The sequence below is a fragment of the Aquimarina sp. AU58 genome, from assembly GCF_900312745.1.
GTDB lineage: Bacteria > Bacteroidota > Bacteroidia > Flavobacteriales > Flavobacteriaceae > Aquimarina > Aquimarina spinulae.
In genome coordinates, this window is sequence record NZ_OMPD01000006.1 from 68035 (window position 1) to 85744 (window position 17710).

At 33.1% G+C, this 17710-nt stretch carries 19 protein-coding genes; 18 read left to right on the forward strand and 1 reads right to left on the reverse strand.

The genetic code is table 11. The features are described 5' to 3' along the window. The first annotated feature begins 19 nt into the window (after positions 1–19). The 11 genes from DK441_RS01685 (at position 20) to DK441_RS01735 (ending at position 11503) form a co-directional block, all read left to right on the forward strand. Positions 20–1351 carry a gliding motility-associated protein GldE gene (locus DK441_RS01685; RefSeq protein WP_235015691.1) on the forward strand — a complete coding sequence of 444 codons (1332 nt, stop codon included), beginning with the start codon at positions 20–22 and terminating at the stop codon, positions 1349–1351. Beyond that, the gene (gene gldD / locus DK441_RS01690; protein WP_109097202.1) at positions 1332–1904 is read left to right on the forward strand and encodes a gliding motility lipoprotein GldD; all 573 of its coding nucleotides are present in this window, start codon (positions 1332–1334) and stop codon (positions 1902–1904) included. The genes DK441_RS01685 and gldD overlap by 20 nt, the downstream gene beginning before the upstream one ends. Before the next feature lie 94 nt (positions 1905–1998). Continuing rightward, positions 1999–2874, forward strand: coding sequence for a DMT family transporter (locus DK441_RS01695; RefSeq protein WP_109097203.1), 876 nt, complete (start codon positions 1999–2001; stop codon positions 2872–2874). Between the two features lie 98 nt (positions 2875–2972). Continuing rightward, complete coding sequence (locus DK441_RS01700; protein WP_109097204.1) at positions 2973–3446, forward strand: DUF4199 domain-containing protein; 474 nt, start codon at positions 2973–2975, stop codon at positions 3444–3446. Positions 3447–3546: 100 nt separating this feature from the next. Next, positions 3547–4110, forward strand: coding sequence for a 50S ribosomal protein L21 (rplU, locus tag DK441_RS01705; RefSeq protein ID WP_109097205.1), 564 nt, complete (start codon positions 3547–3549; stop codon positions 4108–4110). A 50-nt stretch (positions 4111–4160) separates the two neighbouring features. Beyond that, positions 4161–4421, forward strand: coding sequence for a 50S ribosomal protein L27 (gene rpmA, locus DK441_RS01710; RefSeq protein ID WP_024768273.1), 261 nt, complete (start codon positions 4161–4163; stop codon positions 4419–4421). Positions 4422–4616: 195 nt separating this feature from the next. Beyond that, a complete protein-coding gene (locus tag DK441_RS01715; RefSeq protein WP_109097206.1) occupies positions 4617–5219 on the forward strand; it encodes a hypothetical protein in 603 nt (200 codons plus the stop codon). Between the two features lie 122 nt (positions 5220–5341). Further along, the gene (locus tag DK441_RS01720) at positions 5342–5677 is read left to right on the forward strand and encodes a hypothetical protein (RefSeq protein ID WP_109097207.1); all 336 of its coding nucleotides are present in this window, start codon (positions 5342–5344) and stop codon (positions 5675–5677) included. Between the two features lie 131 nt (positions 5678–5808). Then, on the forward strand, positions 5809–7401 hold the full coding sequence (locus DK441_RS01725) for a tetratricopeptide repeat protein (RefSeq protein WP_109097208.1): 1593 nt from the start codon (positions 5809–5811) through the stop codon (positions 7399–7401). A 172-nt stretch (positions 7402–7573) separates the two neighbouring features. Beyond that, positions 7574–10441: a TonB-dependent receptor gene (locus tag DK441_RS01730; RefSeq protein WP_200822822.1), complete on the forward strand. Its 2868-nt coding sequence runs from the start codon at positions 7574–7576 to the stop codon at positions 10439–10441. 57 nt (positions 10442–10498) lie between these two features. Beyond that, positions 10499–11503, forward strand: coding sequence for a phytase (locus tag DK441_RS01735; RefSeq protein ID WP_109097210.1), 1005 nt, complete (start codon positions 10499–10501; stop codon positions 11501–11503). Between the two features lie 74 nt (positions 11504–11577). Here DK441_RS01735 and ahcY read toward each other — a convergent pair whose 3' ends face one another. After that, entirely contained in the window at positions 11578–12888 is a 1311-nt protein-coding gene (gene ahcY, locus DK441_RS01740) for an adenosylhomocysteinase (RefSeq protein WP_074406975.1), read from the reverse strand. Positions 12889–13019: 131 nt separating this feature from the next. Here ahcY and DK441_RS01745 point away from each other — a divergent pair, with 131 nt between their 5' ends. The 7 genes from DK441_RS01745 to DK441_RS01775 all read left to right on the forward strand — a co-directional run bounded on the left by DK441_RS01745 (position 13020) and on the right by DK441_RS01775 (position 17614). Continuing rightward, the gene (locus tag DK441_RS01745) at positions 13020–13661 is read left to right on the forward strand and encodes a 4'-phosphopantetheinyl transferase superfamily protein (protein WP_109097211.1); all 642 of its coding nucleotides are present in this window, start codon (positions 13020–13022) and stop codon (positions 13659–13661) included. Between the two features lie 56 nt (positions 13662–13717). Further along, a complete protein-coding gene (locus tag DK441_RS01750; protein WP_109097212.1) occupies positions 13718–13978 on the forward strand; it encodes a hypothetical protein in 261 nt (86 codons plus the stop codon). Beyond that, positions 13962–14594, forward strand: a complete 633-nt coding sequence (pnuC, locus tag DK441_RS01755; RefSeq protein WP_109097351.1) for a nicotinamide riboside transporter PnuC — start codon at positions 13962–13964, stop codon at positions 14592–14594. Before DK441_RS01750 ends, pnuC begins: the two co-directional genes overlap by 17 nt. Further along, positions 14555–15136, forward strand: coding sequence for an AAA family ATPase (locus DK441_RS01760; RefSeq protein ID WP_109097213.1), 582 nt, complete (start codon positions 14555–14557; stop codon positions 15134–15136). Before pnuC ends, DK441_RS01760 begins: the two co-directional genes overlap by 40 nt. Next, complete coding sequence (locus DK441_RS01765) at positions 15120–16685, forward strand: DUF4301 family protein (protein ID WP_109097214.1); 1566 nt, start codon at positions 15120–15122, stop codon at positions 16683–16685. The genes DK441_RS01760 and DK441_RS01765 overlap by 17 nt, the downstream gene beginning before the upstream one ends. Then, on the forward strand, positions 16682–17083 hold the full coding sequence (gene arfB, locus DK441_RS01770) for an alternative ribosome rescue aminoacyl-tRNA hydrolase ArfB (protein ID WP_109097215.1): 402 nt from the start codon (positions 16682–16684) through the stop codon (positions 17081–17083). The genes DK441_RS01765 and arfB overlap by 4 nt, the downstream gene beginning before the upstream one ends. Positions 17084–17278: 195 nt before the next feature. Continuing rightward, the gene (locus DK441_RS01775) at positions 17279–17614 is read left to right on the forward strand and encodes a hypothetical protein (protein ID WP_074406981.1); all 336 of its coding nucleotides are present in this window, start codon (positions 17279–17281) and stop codon (positions 17612–17614) included. The last annotated feature ends 96 nt before the right edge of the window (positions 17615–17710 follow it).

The window sequence follows — 17710 nt, forward strand, 5'->3', positions numbered from 1 at the left end:
CTAACTAAACAAAGATAATTTGGACCCTGATCCTGAACCGTTATTTATTTCACTATTTGTTTTCGATTTTATGCAAACTATTAATGTGGTTGTACTGGTAGTGCTGCTCATTTTTTCTGCATTAATATCTGGTAGTGAAGTAGCTCTGTTTTCTTTAACTCCCACAGATCTTAAGGATGAAGAGAATGCGTCTAAGAATCTTAGGATTGTGTCTAAACTGTTAGATAACCCTAAAAAGTTATTAGCGACCATATTAGTAGCAAATAATTTTATCAATATAGCGATAGTGTTGCTCTTTGATACTTTGGGGAAGATATATTTTAGCAATCTTGATTATGTTTGGCTAGGTTGGATTAATGTGAGATTTGTAGTAGAGGTCGGAGTCGCAGCATTCTTGATTTTATTGTTTGGTGAAATTTTACCTAAGCTATATGCCAGTAGAAATAAGGTGAAGTTCGCTAAATTTATGGCAAGACCTCTGGCAATTCTGGATTGGGCCATTTCGCCGGTTAGTATGCCAATGCGTAGCATCACTGTTGGGATTCATAACCGATTAGGAAAACAGAAATCTAATTTAAGTGTAGATCAATTGTCACAGGCATTAGAATTAACCTCAGACAAGGATACTACAGACGAAGAGAAGAAAATATTAGAAGGGATTGTATCTTTCGGTAACACAGATACTAAGCAGGTGATGCACCCTAGAATGGATATTTTTGCATTAAATAGTGCAACTGCATATCAAGAAATTCTTCCTGTAGTTATCGAAAAAGGATATTCCAGGATCCCGGTATATGAGGATAGTATTGATAATGTAATTGGGATTCTGTATGTAAAAGACTTATTACCTTATATTAATACACCATCTTTTGATTGGATATCTTTGTTAAGAGCTCCTTATTTTGTGCCAGAGAATAAAAAACTAGATGATTTACTTAATGATTTTAAGAATAAAAAAAATCATCTGGCTATAGTTGTAGATGAGTATGGAGGGACCAGTGGTTTGATTTCTCTCGAAGATATTATAGAAGAAATTGTAGGAGATATTAGTGATGAGTTTGATGATGAAGATTTGATATTTTCAAAATTAGATGATCAAAACTATGTTTTTGAAGGAAGAACAGCTTTAAAAGATTTTTATAAAGTACTGAAACTGGAAGATAATGAGGTTTTTGAAGAAAAGAAAGGGGATGCAGAAACTATCGCAGGGTTGTTACTGGAGATCTCTGGAAGTTTCCCAAAACGTGGAGAAATTATTGTAGTAGATCAGTATGCTTTTAAAATAGAATCGTTGGATAACAAGCGAATAAAACAAGTGAAATTAACCATTAATGAAAACGAAAATAGTTAGATTTTTTATAGTGACCAGCGTGTGTATGCTATTTTCTTGCGGGGGCGAAGTACTGCCTAAACCAGAAGGGATGCTGCGTTTAAGTTATCCTGCTCCCAAGTATAAAGAGTTGGCATTGCCTTGTCCTTATTCTTTTGAAAAAAACGAATTTTCAGAACTTCGTAGAGCGAGAAGAAAAAAAAATTGTTGGTACAATCTAGAGTATAAAAAACTAAGAGCCACGATGTATATTTCTTATTATGAAATTAACAATAACCTGGATTCGTTACTTAGAGATGCTCAAAACCTTACCCAAGAGCATGTAATCAAAGCAGATGGGATTGTACAAACGCCATATGCAAATGAAGAAAATAAAGTATATGGTATGTTTTATGAGGTTTCTGGTGATGCAGCTTCTCCATCTCAGTTTTATGTCACCGATAGTATTCGGCATTTTATAGTAGGTTCTATGTATTTTAAGGTGAAACCTAATTATGATTCTATACTTCCTGCTGCGAATTATTTGCGTAATGATATGAGGTATTTTATGGAAACGCTTCGTTGGAAAGAGTAAAAAACTTCAAATACGCTTTTTAATAGTTAATTTTCTTCCAAAAGGTATTCTGTGTACTTATAATTTTATCACTTTTGCAACTTACTTCGCAAAAATGCAAAACACAAAACTAAAATGGATATATCTGGCAGTGCTTTCTCTGGTATGGGGTAGTTCATTTATTCTTATCAAGAAATCATTGATCGGACTTACGCCGCTACAATTGGGTGCGTTAAGAACATTGTTTGCAGCAACATTTTTGTTCTTGATTGGATTTAGAAGCATGAGAAAAATAGCAGCATCAGACTGGAAATGGGTGATCATATCTGCCTTTGCAGGAACATTTATCCCTGCTTTTTTGTTTGCCTTTGCCGAGACAGAAATTGATAGTGGTATAGCATCAATCCTTAATTCTACCACACCACTGGTTACTTTGATTCTGGGGATGTTGATTTTCTCTATTCGATTTAGTAAAAATCAATTCTTTGGCGTGATTGTCGGACTAATAGGTTGTGTTGCTCTGATATTAGAAGGGGCTTCGGTAAACCCAAATCAAAACTATTGGTATGCACTATTAGTGCTTTGTGCTTCTGTATGTTATGCAGTAAATGTAAATATCATAAAAAGGTATATGCAGCATATCCCGGCTATGGCAATTGCTAACGGAAATTTTATTGTATTAGTGATCCCTGCTTTGGTCGTGTTATGTTTTTCGGGTTTTTTTAAAGCAGAAGTAGTTACTAGTCCAAAAGTGCATATGAGCTTGATATATATATCTATACTTGCGATAGTAGGTACAGGTATTGCAAAAGTATTGTTTAATAAACTAGTGCAGATAAGTACACCTGTATTTGCGACTTCGGTAACCTATACTATTCCTATTGTAGCCATGCTATGGGGGATATTGGATAATGAGAAATTTACATTGTATCAAGTACTTGCTTCTGGAGTTATTATTCTGGGAGTATATTTAGCTAATAGGAAAAGATAATTTTCTATCTTATTGCTAAACAATAAATTAACAAGCTTTTAAGGTTAAAAAACTCTTAAATTTCTTACTTTTAGGAGAGAATCCTAAAGAGCAAAACCATGAAAAAATCAACTATTCCTGTTAGATATGGACTCCTTATTGCGGTTGGACTTATTGCATATTTTTTACTCCTTTCTCTGGTTGGTGTGCAAACAAAACCTGTTTTTAGTTTAGGAAATGGTATTATAGTTGCTCTTGGTTTGTACAAAGCCATGAAAAACTACAAACGGGAAAAAGGAAGTGATTTTGAATATCAAAAAGGATTTATGGCAGGACTTTTTACAGGGTTTAATGCTACAGTTGTTTTTATTATCTTTTTTGCAATATATGTAACTAATATCAATACTAATTTCTTACCAGAAATGCTGGCGAATTGGAGTTCGCATTATCATGTGGGAGTAGGGGTAGTTGTATTTGTTGCAGCAGTTATGGGGTTTGCCACTACTTTTGTGCTTACGTTATCTTTTATGCAATTATTTAAAGAAAGTTGGAATCCAAAAAAAAATCGCAATTCAAAGCCTGTAGAGGCATAAAATATTTGTCATTTAATTAATTAGCAGTATATTTGCACCCGCCTATTTAAAAATAGGCGCAGTTCTTTATTTATAAAAATAATTAATTAAACGTTACGCTATGTACGCAATTGTAGAGATAGCAGGGCAGCAATTTAAAGTTGCAAAAGACCAAAAAGTATTTGTACATCGTTTAGCAGGAGAAGAAGGAGACAAAGTCTCTTTTGATAAAGTTCTTCTTGCGGCAGATGGAGATAAAGTTACTTTAGGCGCCCCAGCTATAGATGGAGCTCAAGTAGGAGCAAAAATCACAAGACACCTTAAAGGTGATAAAGTTATTGTTTTCAAGAAAAAGAGACGTAAAGGATACCGTGTTAAAAATGGTCACCGTCAATCTCTTACAGAAATTGTTATCGAAAGTATAGTAACTTCTGGAGCTAAGAAAACTGCAACTAAAAAAGCTGAACCAAAAGCTAAAGCAGAGAAAGAAGTAAAAGCTTCTACTCCAAAAGCTGAAACTAAAGCAGCCACTCCTAAGAAAGAAGCAGCAAAGCCAAAAGCTGATAAAGAAGATTTAAGTACTAAGACAGTAGCTGAATTAAAAGAGATGGCTAAAGCGCAGGGAATCTCTGGGATTTCTTCTATGAAGAAAGCAGAATTAATTGAAGCTTTACAAGGAAAATAAAAAACGGCAGGTAATCCCTGTAAGTATTAACAATATAAAACCGAAAGAAAATGGCTCATAAAAAAGGAGTTGGTAGTTCGAAAAACGGTAGAGAATCAGAATCGAAACGCTTAGGTGTGAAGATATTTGGTGGACAAGCTGCCGTGGCTGGTAACATCATTGTAAGACAAAGAGGTACAGCCCACAAACCAGGCGAAAATGTATACGCTGGTAAAGATCACACCCTACATGCTAAAGTAGATGGTTTAGTGAAATTTACTAAAAAGAAAGACAATAAATCCTATGTTTCTATAGTTCCATTTGAAGCATAAAGGATCTTTCCTTTGTAATATAAAAAACCCTTTTCTTATATAGAAAAGGGTTTTTTGTTTGTTATAAGCTCTCTAATGCGTACTTTGGATTTAAGGAATTTTCTATTTTGACCTTTCAGAACCGAGTGGTTAAAGACTTTTCCCCTATTCTTAAAAAAAAGAAATATATTTATCATCAAATTTAAAAACCTAATCATGAAAAAGTTATTATTATTAACATTGTTAATGACTGTTACCCTTGCTTTTAGTCAAAAAAGAAAAGATCAAGAAGGAAGTATTAAAAATCTGAAAGGTATCACAGCGTATAATTTAGTTTTCGATTACGAAAACCTTAAAGTTGACAAATTTGATACTGAAGAAGAATTCCTGAAAAATAAAATGGAAAAGAGAGAAGCTAAAGAAGCTGGTAAAGGAGAAAAATTTAAAAAATCCTGGTTTGCTGATCGCGAAAATTTATTTGAACCAAAATATATAGAGTCTTTCAATAAACGTTTTGATGGTGGGGCTGTTAAAGTTGAAAAAAACCTGGATGGTGCTACCCATACTATGAAAGTTAAGACAACATGGATTTACCCGGGATATAATGTAGGTGTTATGAAACAACCCTCTAAAGTAAATGCAACGATTATTGTATATGAAACTGGTAATCCTGATAAAATATTATTCTCTACAAAGTATTTTAAAGTGCCAGGAAGTAATTTTTATGGAGCCGATTATAATTCTGGATACAGAATAGCCGAAAGTTATGCTAAACTAGCTAAGGAAATGGCAAAATATATCCTTAAAAAAGCAAAGTAATCTCTGACCTATACATTCATAATCAAAAAACAATGATATTGAATGGATATGGGGAATAAAAAATAAGTACACTTTGTATTTTATAGTTAAAATACAAAGTGTACTAAATACATAGAAAAACTATGAATACTATACTAATCAAAACAGCGTCTTTTATCTTCTTTTTATGTATAACCTTAACTGCTACTTCACAAAATATTCCTAAATATGATTATCTCGAGGTTATTGTAATTCAAAAAGCAAATAATAGAGGTAAGGTAAAAAGAATTAAGGTAGAGGAACAAACATCTTTGGTAGGTAAGCAAATAACCATTAAGCAGCTAGAAGATTTAGAGAAAACCTCTGATTTATTAAACTACATGAATGCTGCTAATTGGGAGTTTGTAGATCGACAATCTATTGTTTCTGAAGAGAATGACCCTGTGTGGATGAGTTATATCTTTAGAAAAAAGAAGTGACATGATGTTGTTTTCTTAAAAAGAGAGCATAACATAAAAATAATAAATACGTAACAGCAAAAAATTGTGTGCATCATAGATTTGTGAGATTTTGCAAAATCTAGGGGAATTATTTTTTCACACAAAGTTTTATGAAACGTATACAGGAACCTATCTTCATTTTATATTGGTTAGTGATAACTATTTCTTTTAGTTCATCTGCACAAATCAATCAGGTTCAAGAAGAAGAAAAGAAACAGGTAGATTCTACATTTCTATCTTTGAGAAGAGAATTAGAAATTTCTCAGCAAAATAAAACACCACATATCATTGCCGAAAAACATCTCCAACTTGGTAAGTTTTATCATAAAGCAAGAGTGTATAATGAAGCCATAGAACATTATAATAGTGCACTGGCATTGATTAAAGAGAATGATACTTTGGCCATTCTTCTGAAAAATGAAATCGGTAAAATATATCTATCCTTAAAAAACAGAAGCAAGGCAAAGGTTTATTTTGATCAAAGTAGATCAACATCTTCTGAGTCTGGTTATATAAAAGGAGAGGCTATAGCAAAAGAGTTATTAGGTTCTTGTTATGAAAAAGAAGGAGAGTATTTAGAAGCACTTAAGTACCAAAAAGAAAGTCTTGAATTGTTTGAAAAATTAAATGATAAGAAAGGCGTAGCGGTTGTAAATGAAAATATAGGAAGTATTTATGAAGATCTTGAGCAGTATGATCTGGCATATAAATATTTTAAAAAAGCAGCTGAATATTTTGAAAATGTTAACGGGAGCGAACGAATAAATGTTCTGAATAATTTGGGAGATATTAATCGAAAAACAGGTAATTATCCCGATGCTCTTGAATATACACTTAAAGCTTATAATTTGGCAATCGAAGCCCAAGATATGTACCAGTTAAAAAGTGCTCATAAAGATTTATCAAAGACATATGAGTTCATGGGGGATCATAAAAATGCATTTGATCATCTTTTAGAATCTGAACGAATTAATGAATCATTAATTTCTTCTCAAAATATAAATCAATTAAATACGCTTCAGGTAGTTTATGAAACGAAACAAAAAGAGGCGCAAATCAATTTGCTTTTACAGCAAAAAGAAATAAGCCAGGCTAATCAGGATCTTTTGCTTGTTAGCTTATTTGCAACCGTGTTTATTACAATCATATCGTTTTTATATTTCAGAAGAAAAAGAAAAGAAAACTCGAAAATACAAGAATATAAACAACGAATGCTAAAGGCAGAATTAGAAAAAAAAGCATTCGAAGAAAAGAATTTACAAGATGAAGTAGATGTAAAAACATCTGCTTTGTCTAGATATAGCTTGCATTTATCGCAAAAAAACAAAATATTATCTGATTTGTCTTTTAGGCTTACCAATATTGCAAATCGAAAGAATATAGATGTGAATGCTAATATCAAGAAAATAGTAAAAGAGATTAATTTCAACCTAAAACAGGAACGAGAATGGGGTGAATTCAATAACTTTTTTACAGAAATTCATCCAAATTTCATTAAAAAATTATCTTCATTATCTGAAGAAAATTTATCACCGGCAGAGTTACGTCTTGGTATGTTGCTACGTCTTAATTTATCATCAAAAGAAATTGCATCAATTTTAAGAGTTACACCCGATAGTGTGAGAGTAGCCAGATATCGTCTAAGAAAAAAACTTCCAATAGATCAAAAAGAAGAGCTTGTTAATTTTATGATAGCCTTGTAAAAAAGTTATAAATCTGTCTTTTTTTGTAAATGTTATTGTAATGTAAATAAATCTTAATTGTTGCCTTGTTGTTTCTCTTAATACAGCCAAATGTTTACCCTTTGTTGCTTTACGTTTTATCCTTATATCCTTTTGTACATATAGCTTTGTCTCGACTTTTAAATTTATAAAAATGATACCATCCGGATTTTTAAAATTGACTTTTGTAACGCTAATAATGATTATAAGTTTCAATACATTGTCAGCACAAAGCGGTTCTATAAAAGGAACTATTACAGACGAGTACGGGATTTACATACCCGGAGCCTCAATATTGATAAGTTCAATAAAAAAAGCGACTGTTTCTGATCAAAATGGGATATTTACACTTGTAGATGTTCCCGAAGGTACTTACACTTTGAAAATAGAGTATTTGGGATTTTCAGATATTGAACAAGAAGTTAGTGTACTTGCATCTAAAACAGTGTCTGCTTCTGTTGTATTAAAACCAGAGAGTGTTCAGCTTGAAGATGTCCAAATTATAGGAAGAGCAATTAGTGGGCAAGCCAAGGCGCTAAATACTCAAAAGAATAACATTAATATTACCAATGTAGTGTCTACCGATCAGATAGGAAAGTTTCCTGATGCAAACATAGGCGATGCAGTAAAGCGTATTCCTGGTATAACGATGCAAGTTGATCAGGGAGAAGCTCGTAATATAATTGTTAGAGGTCTTTCTCCACAGTTAAATTCTGTAACGCTTAATGGTAGTAGAATCCCTTCGGCAGAAGGGGATAATCGAAATATTCAGATGGATCTGATTCCTTCAGATATGATACAGACCATAGAGGTTAATAAAGCAGTAACACCCGATATGGAAGCCGATGCATTAGGAGGATCTGTAAACCTGATTACCAGAACTGCTCCGCAGGGGTTTAGACTTTCTGCCACTTTAGGTTCGGGGATCAGTTTTATTACGGATAAAAGAATACTTAATGGATCATTTCTTATTGGAGATCGATCTAAAAACAAAAAATTTGGCTGGATGCTATCGGCCTCTATTACCGATAATGATTTTGGTTCTGATAATATAGAAGCAGAATGGACCAATGAGTTTGAGTATTATACTGGGGTTGATGATGCAGATGGAGAACCAATTCTCGAAGAGATTTCTGTAAATCCTTATGCCAAAGAATTTCAAATACGTACCTATTTAGTGCAACGTATAAGAAGGAGCTTTTCTGCCAATTTTGATTATCAGTTCGATGATAATCATAGCATGTACTTAAAAACCATGTATAACTGGAGAGATGATAGAGAAAATAGATTTCGTTTAGAACATGAAATTTTGGATGGTGAGGATATCGAAATTGATGATTTTACTGTTGTGAATAGAAATCTTACTCGTTTTCCGGTAGAAGTAAAGCGCCAAACCAAAGGTGGGATTGATAATAGCCGAAATAAAAATAGAAGGTTAGAAGATCAACGAATGCAAAATTATAGCTTAGGAGGGGATCATTTATTTGGTAATGTTAAGGTAGATTGGATGGCTTCTTTTGCAAAAGCATCAGAAGAAAGACTCAATGAACGATATGCAGAGTATGAATCTGAATATATTGTGAATAATGATAACTCTAATCCCAAATTTCCGGTTTTTACTCCTGTAAATGGTGCTGATGCCAATAATTTTTCGGGTTTTGAATATGGAGAAATCACAGAAGAAAACCAATATACCGAAGAAGAAGATATAAACTTTTTTGCTAATGTAGAACTCCCTTCTGATTTCTTTGGAAAAGGAAATGGAATTCTGAAATTTGGGGTAAGAAGCCGATTGAAAAAAAAATTAAGAGATAACAGTTTTTTTGAATTTGATTTAGAAGGTAATTTCCCGACACTTGCAGATGTACCTGTACGAAATTATACCGATCCAGGTTTCTCGGCCGGAAGTCAATATCAAGCGGGTTCATATGCGGATGAAAACTGGTTGGGAGGATTAAATCTAGAGAATGGAGAATCTGTTCCTGATGAGTTTTTGAAAGCAAATTTTGATGTAGAAGAAGATGTATTGGCGGGATATGCAATGACGAACCAGAAACTATCTGATAAATTTGGTGTTCTGGCTGGTATTAGAGTAGAACATACTATGATTAATGCTACCGGAAATCAAATTGAAGACGAAGAGAACGTAATAGGTAAAATTACAGAAGAAAAATCATACACTAATGTATTACCGGGTGTTCATTTTAAATATGATCTATCTCCACAAACAATCTTTAGATTTGCCTGGACTAATACTTTGGCCCGGCCTAATTATGTAGATCTGGTGCCTACTTTGGATGTCGTATTAGGTGATGAAGAAATTTTTGTAGGGAATTCTGATCTTGATCCTACCACTTCTATGAATTTTGACTTATTAGCAGAACACTATTTTAAATCTGTTGGGATAGTATCTGGAGGGTTGTTTTATAAAAAAATTGATAACTTTATATATACTTTTAGAGGAGAAGCCACCGATGATACTTATGGAGCAGGAACCTCGGGATTTGATATTTTTCAACCGCTTAATGGTGATGATGCTTCTGTTTTTGGAGCAGAAATAGCATTTCAGCGTAAAATGGATTTTTTACCTGGGTTTGCAAAGAATTTAAGTATTTATCTGAATTATACATATCTTACTTCTAGTGCAGATGGAATTCGTAACGAAGACGGTGAAGAACGTTCTGATCTGGATCTTCCAAATACAGCACCTAATATGTTTAACGGATCATTAGGATATAATGATAATAGATTTAGTGTGAGGTTATCTGCCAATTTTTCTGATGCTTATATTGATGAGATTGGAGGAAATACTTTTGAAGATCGTTATTATGACAAGCAATTTTTTCTTGATTTTAATGCAAGTTATGCTATTACAAAAAACCTTAGGGTTTATGCAGATGTAAATAATATCACAAATCAGCCTTTGCGTTTTTATCAAGGAGTTTCACAACGAACGATGCAGGCAGAATATTATGAACGAAGATTTACTTTTGGTTTGAAGTATGATTTGTTCAAAAAATAAAATCACAAACTCTTTTTTAAATTAATTTTTATAAAATTTCAGTAATATTTTAAATACATGAGAAATTCTATTATGCTAATTGCAATCATTATATTTTTATCCTGTGATAAGAAACTGCCTCCTATCGATCCTGATATTGTTTCAGAAAAGGTGCAATATGATACCGATGACCCTGCCATTTGGGTTCACTCTACAGATGCTTCAAAAAGCATTGTCTTTGGTACAGATAAGGATACCAATGGAGCAATTTATGCCTTTGATTTAAAAGGAAAAGTAATTACAGAGAAAACGATAAGGAATATTAAATATCCCAATAATATTGATGTAGAATATGGCTTTAGAATTAATGATTCTATTACTGTTGACGTTATTGCTTTTACAGAAAGAGAACGAAATCGAATTCGCTTGTTTTCTGTTCCTGATATGAAACCTTTGGATAATGGTGGTTTTCAGGTTTTTGAAGAAGAAACTGACCTTGAATTAAGAAGACCAATGGGGATAAGTTTGTATAAAGATCCTGTGAGTAAGAATATTTATGCAATCGTAAGTAGGAAATCTGGCCCTGCAGATGATTATTTGCATCAATATCAGTTCTTAAGTGATAGTACAGGCATAAAAACCAAATTGGTAAGAAAGTTTGGAAAGTTTAGTGAAGAAAAGGAAATCGAGGCTATTGCGGTAGACGATGAATTAGGTTTCGTTTATTACTCTGATGAGGGAGTAGGGATTAGAAAATACTATGCAGACCCAGCAAAAGGCAATGAAGAATTGGCAGTGTTTGGAGGAGAATATTTTAAGGATGATATAGAGGGAATTGCTATAGCTGCAAAACCTAACGGGGAAGGAATTCTTATTGTTTCAGATCAACAAAAAGGGCAGTTTAATTTATTTTCTAGAAAAGAAAATAGTTTTATTAAAGCAGTTAATTTAGGAACGATTGCTACAGATGGATGTGATGCAGTTACGGTTTCGCTAAATACTATGTTTACAGAGGGGCTTTTTGTTGCTATGAATGAACAACGAGATTTCTATTTTTATAACTTAGAAAAATTAGGACTTTAATTTTTTTTTGAATCAAAAACCCCCTATCTTTTGATAGGGGGTTTCTTATTTTTAACCGCGATAGCGATCTTTTTTTAGTATCTGTAATATTCTGGTTTGTATGGCCCTTCAACAGTTACACCAATATACTCAGCTTGATCTTTGCTAAGATCAGTAAGTTCTACTCCAATTTTAGCCAAGTGTAATTTTGCTACCTTTTCATCTAAGTGCTTCGGAAGCATATATACCTTGTTTTCATAATTTTCGAGATTAGTCCAAAGCTCAATTTGTGCTAAAGTCTGATTGGTAAATGAATTACTCATTACAAAACTTGGGTGACCCGTTGCACAACCTAAATTTACTAAACGACCTTCGGCAAGAAGTATAATGTCATTACCTCCAATATTGTACTTGTCTACTTGAGGTTTGATCTCAATTTTCTCGCTTTGCGAATTTAACCAAGCCACATCAATCTCATTATCAAAATGCCCGATATTACAAACAATGGTTTTATCTTTCATTGCTTGAAAGTGTTCTCCACGAACAATATCTTTATTTCCAGTAGTGGTAATAACAACGTCTGCTTTTCCAACAACAGTTTCTAGTTTTTTCACTTCAAAACCGTCCATGGCTGCTTGTAAAGCACAAATCGGGTCAATTTCAGTAATAGTTACTATAGAACCTGCTCCTCTAAACGATGCAGCAGTACCTTTACCCACATCTCCATATCCACAAACAACAACACGTTTACCAGCAAGCATTACATCAGTAGCACGACGAATCGCATCTACAGCACTTTCTTTGCATCCGTATTTATTGTCAAATTTTGATTTAGTAACACTATCGTTTACATTAATCGCAGGCATAGGAAGCGTTCCATTTGTCATACGCTCATATAATCTATGAACTCCAGTAGTTGTTTCCTCAGATAAACCATTGATTCCTTCTACCAATTCAGGATACTTGTCTAAAACCATATTAGTTAAGTCTCCTCCATCATCAAGGATCATATTTAAAGGTTTACGATCTTCACCAAAAAATAGAGTTTGTTCTATACACCAGTCAAATTCTTCATCATTCATACCTTTCCAAGCATATACTGGGGTACCTGCTTCTGCGATTGCAGCTGCAGCTTGATCCTGAGTAGAAAATATGTTACAAGAACTCCAGGTTACCTCTGCACCAAGAGCCTGAAGTGTTTCTATTAACACTGCAGTTTGGATAGTCATATGCAAACAACCCGCAATACGAGCACCTTTAAGAGGTTGCTCATCTTTATATTCTTCACGAAGAGACATAAGTCCTGGCATTTCTGCTTCAGCTAATTCGATTTCTTTTCTTCCCCAGGCAGCTAATGAAATATCTTTCACCTTGTAAGGAACATAAGGTACAGTTTTAGTACTCATAGTAGTTAATTTTATGTTTATGAAGTGCTTTCTGGTATTTCGCACTAAATTGTTCTAAATTCGTTTCCCGAAAAATGGAATAATATTCCTTTTTCGGTTTGCAAAGGTACATAATAACTTTAAGAATTTAAATGCCTCTTTACAAAACTATAACAGTAGATGAAAGTACTAATGTGTTGATTTGGAAGATTGAAGAATCTTATGATTCTCTCTGTCAGGGAATAGAATTAACACAACATTGCCAGAATAGAGTAGATAATATGAAATCTGATATGCATCGCAGAGGCTTTATGAGCGTTAGGCATCTGCTGGCTGCATTTGGGTATACCGATCATGATCTGTATTATGATGAATTTGGAAAACCACATCTTAAAGATGGAAAACAAATTTCAATCACCCATTCTTATGAATTTGCAGGAATCATAATTAGTGATAAACTTGTTGGGATTGATATCGAGAAACAAAGAGAAAAGATTCATAGAATTGCTCATAAATTTGTGAATGATTTTGAGAATGATGCTCTGGAAAAACAAAATCTGGATAAAACTCGTGCATTAACAATAATTTGGGGAGCCAAAGAATCTTTGTATAAGTTATATGCAACGGCAGGCTTAAGTTTTGAGCAACATATTTATATTTCTCCTTTTACATTAGAATATCCATTTGTTTATGGTGCTGTTAATTATAAAGATGAAATAACGCATTATGATATGGCATTTATAGAATTTGAAGGATTTACCTGTGTATATGCTTTGCCAGCTTCTGAAATATAAATTTTGTAACTACGAATACATGAATATTTTTTGGGAAATATCATAAAAAAGATAACATGCAAATATCAATAGAATTAACCCTTACCCCACTTCAAGCTGATTTTGAAGAACATATTATTCGTTTTATAAAACGGTTAAGGGTATCTGAGTTTACAGTTATAGAAAATCCTTTAAGTACTCAAATCTATGGAGAGTATGATAAAGTAATGTCTTTTTTGACTTTAGAAATTAAAAACGCGTTTGGAGATATGGATCACGTTTTGGTGTATATGAAAATGGTAAAAAGTAATAGAAGTGATTATGAACCCCATTTTTGAATTTTTATTTGGGCAGTATTCAGAATACTCCGATTTACATATAGCTCTCGAGATTATAGCTGCACTTTTTGGTCTGCTAAGTGTAATTTTTGCTTGGTTTAATAAGATTTGGGTATATCCAACGGGGATTATAAGTACTGCGATTTATGTGTATTTATTATTACAATGGTCATTGTTAGGAGATATGATGATCAATGCGTATTATTTCATAATGAGTATTTATGGGTGGTACATTTGGACCCGAAAAATAGATGAGACACATGTTACTCCCATTGCAAGAACAACTACTGAAGAAAAGAATATATCAGCAATAATTTTTGTCATGACCTTGCTTTTTGTGTATGGAGTTTATGTTGTTTTTGATAAGTTAAATGATTGGGCAGCATATATAGATACCTTAACTACAGCGATATTCTTTGTTGGAATGTGGTTAATGGCAAAAAGAAAAATTGAAAATTGGATATTTTGGATTATCGGAGACGTTATTTCGGTACCGTTATATTTTTATAAAGGATTTACATTTACCAGTTTGCAATATGTAGTGTTTACGATTATTGCAATTTTTGGATATATCACATGGAAGAAAAGCTTAGACAACGACCCGGCAATTGTGTAAAAATAGTATTGTTTGGTCCAGAATGTACGGGCAAAACTACATTATCCAGGCAATTGGCAGCATATTATAATACAGAGTGTGTTCCCGAATATATGCGAGAATATTTGCAAAAAAAATGGGACGAATCTAATGAAGTATGCGTGTATGATGATATGATTCAGATTGCAGAAGGGCAAATGAAATTAGAAAATGAAATTGCTCAAAAAGTTAACACCCTACTGTTTTGTGATACAAATCTTTTAGAGCTCAAAGTATATTCAGAAGCATACTACGATGGAGCTGTTCCCAAAACCTTAAATAAAATTTCATTAGAAAATGTTTATGATTTGTATCTTTTAACTTATATTGACATTCCTTGGATTGCCGATGATCTAAGGGACAAACCCCACGAACGAGAAGAAATGTTTTTAAGATTTAAAGAATGTCTTGATAAACACAATCTTCCATACATCGTCTTAAAAGGAGATAAAATATCTCGCTTTGAAAAAGCATTGACACACATTAGCCAATTAATAGAAGATAAAAGTGAATATAACAGATAAAGATATTAAGTTAATCAAATCAAAAGGATTAACGATTGATAAGGTACTTACACAAATAGAAACTTTTAAAAACGAAATCCCTTTTGTAGCATTAAGAAGTGCAGCGACACTGGATAATGGAATCCTTAAATTTTCTGAACACTACCAATCAGAACTTACCAAGTTATACGATTCTAGAGTGCAGCATCTCGAAACGATAAAATTTGTCCCTGCATCGGGTGCAGCTACACGAATGTTTAAAGATTTATTTCGGTTTCTTGATAATTATGATTTTAAGAAAGAAAGCCTTAACTCTTATACAAATCACGAAAAAGCAAATGCAATACGTCTTTTTTTAATAGGTCTGGAAAAATTTCCATTCTATGATATAGTTATGGAAAAAGTAAAAAGTGCCTATCCTAAATTTAGATCGTTATCCGAAGGGAAACAATTGTATATTTTTGTCGAAATGATGCTAAAAGAGAAAGGATTAAATTACGGAACCTTTCCTAAGGGATTATTTCCTTTTCATAAATATGATGATAGCATAGCAACCTCTTTTGAAGAACATTTATATGAGGCAGCCGGTTATAATACTAACGATAAAAGCGATTCTAAACTGCATTTTACGATTTCTAAAGACCATCTCGAAGCTTTTAAAGGTGAGTTTGAAAGAATTAAGAAAAAAGTTGAAGAGAAGACCAATACTAATTTTAGTATTACCTATTCATTTCAAAAGTCAGAAACAGATACTATCGCAGTAACAGAAGATAATGAGCCGTTTAGAAAAGAAGATGGATGTTTGTTGTTTAGACCAGGAGGACATGGAGCGTTGATCGAAAACTTAAATGATTTGGATGCAGATATTATTTACATAAAAAATATAGATAATGTAGTGGTACGTAAATATCAAGATGAGGTTTCTGGATATAAAAAAGTATTAGCAGGTAAGCTTATCGAAATTCAGGACGAAGTATTTAGAATATTAAATGCAATCGATGAAAAGAAGCCTTCAGAAGCAGAGTTAAAAGACATCAAGAAGTTTTTGGTACACCAGCTTAATGTAAGATTGCCGCTAGATTTTGATAAATTTTCTGATAAATATAAACTTCAATTCTTACGAGAATCCTTAAATCGACCTATTCGGGTTTGTGGTATGGTAATTAATGAAGGAGAACCAGGAGGAGGCCCATTTTGGATAAAGCGAGAAAATGGAAGATTAGTATTACAGATTATCGAAGCGCCACAAATTGATAAAAAAGATCGAAGACAAGAAGAGATTCTTGGTAGTGCTACTCATTTTAATCCGGTTGATTTGGTGTGTGGTGTACGGGATTATAACGGTAAGAAATTTGATCTACTTGATTTTGTAGATCCTGATGCAGGATTTATTACCCAAAAAACTTTGGATGGTAAGATTCTTAAAGCATTGGAGCTTCCTGGGTTATGGAATGGTGCAATGGCAAATTGGATTAGTGTATTTGTAGAAGTGCCATTAACTACATTTAACCCTGTGAAAACAGTAAATGATTTGCTTAAATCTGCACACCAGGTAACTCTTTTTTCGTGAATATTTCTATAGTCATAAATGAACTAAAATTTAAAGCTATTCGAAGCTCTGGAGCAGGAGGTCAACATGTAAATAAAGTATCTTCAAAAATAGAACTAGCTTTAGATATCAAGACATCGGCAGGGTTTACCGATGACGAAAAATTACGGTTGAGCCAAAAGTTGTCTTCACGATTAACCAAATCTGGTGTTTTATTATTACAATGTGGTGATAGTAGAAGTCAACATAGAAATAAAGAACTAGTGATTAAAAGGCTTTTAGAGATTCTTAAAGCCAATCTCTATATTCCTAAAAAAAGAAAACAAACTAAACCTTCTAGGGCAGCTATCAAAAAACGTCTGGATAGTAAACAAAAGCATTCATTAAAGAAAGCTAATCGCAAAAAACCTTCTTTATGAGCTAATCTCTTTTTTAAAAGTGTGTAATATTTCTACACTTTTGTGTGGATTCTACATTTTCTACACTAATACACTTATACATGTAAAAACAACAACTTATTGATAGTCAGGTATTTGAATTGTTTTTACTTGTGATTACATCTTTGGAACAATTATTACTATTTATTAACTGTAGAAATAATTCAGTAACCCAAAATGAAAAAGTTACCAATGATAGTAGCGATTGTAGTAAGTATCTTTTCGGCACAGGGTGTTGTTGCTCAGGACGAATTAGCCGTTCTTAGTGATGATCTCGAGTTTAGAGATTATGAGTATGAGCAGCAGGAATATACTGAAATTAATATTGTAGAATTGCCATTATCAATTCAAGAAGCAGCTGCCAAAGATTTTGCAGAGTTAAGGATTGTAAAAGCATATATGTCTAAGGATAATACATATAAAATTATCCTGCAAAGTAAAGACGATAATACAAAAGTTGTATTTGCAAGCGCTAATGGCGAATGGATAAAGCCAAACGACAATAAATCTTAAATCTAGGGGTAGAAAAGGATATCGTTTTGCAACCAAGGACGATATAAAGTTGTTTAGTGCTAAAAAAGAGACTCAATCCCAAGGGTCTCTTTTTTT

Bases quoted from the DNA above. Each gene is read 5' to 3' on its own strand.
- gldD (WP_109097202.1), top strand. From the start codon at position 1,332: ATGAAAACGAAAATAGTTAGATTTTTTATAGTGACCAGCGTGTGTATG.
- DK441_RS01695 (WP_109097203.1), top strand. From the start codon at position 1,999: ATGCAAAACACAAAACTAAAATGGATATATCTGGCAGTGCTTTCTCTG.
- DK441_RS01700 (WP_109097204.1), top strand. From the start codon at position 2,973: ATGAAAAAATCAACTATTCCTGTTAGATATGGACTCCTTATTGCGGTT.
- rplU (WP_109097205.1), top strand. From the start codon at position 3,547: ATGTACGCAATTGTAGAGATAGCAGGGCAGCAATTTAAAGTTGCAAAA.
- rpmA (WP_024768273.1), top strand. From the start codon at position 4,161: ATGGCTCATAAAAAAGGAGTTGGTAGTTCGAAAAACGGTAGAGAATCA.
- DK441_RS01715 (WP_109097206.1), top strand. From the start codon at position 4,617: ATGAAAAAGTTATTATTATTAACATTGTTAATGACTGTTACCCTTGCT.
- DK441_RS01720 (WP_109097207.1), top strand. From the start codon at position 5,342: ATGAATACTATACTAATCAAAACAGCGTCTTTTATCTTCTTTTTATGT.
- DK441_RS01725 (WP_109097208.1), top strand. From the start codon at position 5,809: ATGAAACGTATACAGGAACCTATCTTCATTTTATATTGGTTAGTGATA.
- DK441_RS01730 (WP_200822822.1), top strand. From the start codon at position 7,574: ATGATACCATCCGGATTTTTAAAATTGACTTTTGTAACGCTAATAATG.
- DK441_RS01735 (WP_109097210.1), top strand. From the start codon at position 10,499: ATGAGAAATTCTATTATGCTAATTGCAATCATTATATTTTTATCCTGT.
- ahcY (WP_074406975.1), bottom strand. From the start codon at position 12,888: ATGAGTACTAAAACTGTACCTTATGTTCCTTACAAGGTGAAAGATATT.
- DK441_RS01745 (WP_109097211.1), top strand. From the start codon at position 13,020: ATGCCTCTTTACAAAACTATAACAGTAGATGAAAGTACTAATGTGTTG.
- DK441_RS01750 (WP_109097212.1), top strand. From the start codon at position 13,718: ATGCAAATATCAATAGAATTAACCCTTACCCCACTTCAAGCTGATTTT.
- pnuC (WP_109097351.1), top strand. From the start codon at position 13,962: ATGAACCCCATTTTTGAATTTTTATTTGGGCAGTATTCAGAATACTCC.
- DK441_RS01760 (WP_109097213.1), top strand. From the start codon at position 14,555: ATGGAAGAAAAGCTTAGACAACGACCCGGCAATTGTGTAAAAATAGTA.
- DK441_RS01775 (WP_074406981.1), top strand. From the start codon at position 17,279: ATGAAAAAGTTACCAATGATAGTAGCGATTGTAGTAAGTATCTTTTCG.